The 1,197-nt window shown below is 69.1% G+C and carries 2 protein-coding genes; both read right to left on the bottom strand.

Features of this window, described 5'->3' with window-relative positions; genetic code table 11:
- Positions 1-379: N-acetyltransferase family protein (locus ACWEBX_RS41105; protein ID WP_451889776.1), on the bottom strand; the 379-nt coding region annotated here is incomplete at its 3' end.
- Between the two features lie 198 nt (positions 380-577).
- Complete coding sequence (locus ACWEBX_RS41100; RefSeq protein WP_451889775.1) at positions 578-1,072, bottom strand: hypothetical protein; 495 nt, start codon at positions 1,070-1,072, stop codon at positions 578-580.
- Positions 1,073-1,197: the final 125 nt, after the last annotated feature.

Genomic DNA, 1,197 nt, shown 5'->3' with positions numbered 1-1,197 from the left:
GGTTGTCCGGCATGACGGACAACCGCAGGGTCGTGGCGCCGCGCTCCGCCGCCCACCGCTCGACCGCCTGGATCAGGCAGTCACCCACACCCTTGCCCCGAGCCTTTGGGTTGACCCACATCGAGATCAACTCCACGTTCTCTGCTCCCTCGCCCGGCACTCCGCTGGCCAGGCCCACCGGAAGGCCGTCGAGGAGCGCGACGAGATCGTGCGCGCCAGGAATCGACAGACGGGCACGCCAACGTTCCTCTCGGTCGCCGGAGCCCTGCCACTGGGCCAGCGTCGATCCGAACGCGTAGGGCGCCTCAGCAAGCGCGGCCAGTCGCACCTCCCGCCAAAGGGGCCAGTCGTCTGATTCCAAAGTGCGTAGTTCAAGCATGATCCAGACCCTGCCCGCCCGCCGGGGCGGGCAGCAACTTGATTACAACCATGCAGACGAGGTCGTTCAGCCCTGCGACCAGCCGAAACCGGGGAGCAGCGGTGACTCACGCACCCGCAGGCCACGAGACCTCGGTGAACCTATCCGGTCACGGCACTAGGGCAAGAGCCATCGTGCGAGGCCGCCGTCACCATCGCCTCAATGCTGTTCTGGATCTGATCCCTGAAGACGATCTCCAGGGCGCTGCGCGCGGGCGCGGCGCGCGTGCTCCACCGTCACGGCCGGCGGGAGACCGGCCAGGAGGAGGGAGAGCCCCACCGGGAACACTCCCGTCCACACCGTCGGTGAGATGTACGCGGTGCCGGACGCGCCGCCCACCAGCCACGCGCGGACGGGCCGCGAGCCGATGTCGCCCTCGACGGGGACGTCGAACGAAGAGCCGCCGCCGTCCGGCGTGAAGGTGCCCGAGCAGGACATCGACGTTCCCGCGTTGGCCACGGTGTTGTCGTACGGCCGGCAGTCGGCTTCGGTCACGGTCCCGGGCTCGCCCCACAGCGCGGCCCGCAGCTCTCCGGTGAAGTTCGTCAGTACGAGGTAGGCCAGAAGCAGCCCGACGAGACAGGCCAACGCCAGCCAGGGCGCGGGGCCGACCTGCTTCGGTCGCCCGTCCAGAACGTCCCCGCCCTCACTCAATTCTCACCCTCGGATCGCCGACGGACCTTCATGGTGACCGATCCGAAGCACCCTCGGAAGCCCTTGTGCTGGCGGCAGCGCGTACGTGGAGAAGCTGACGTACGACCTCGCCCGCCGGGCCTGGC

It is taken from the genome of Streptomyces sp. NPDC005070 (assembly GCF_053600395.1).
Note: the sequence above shows the minus strand (reverse complement) of the source record. Positions and strands in the feature narration are given on the sequence as shown.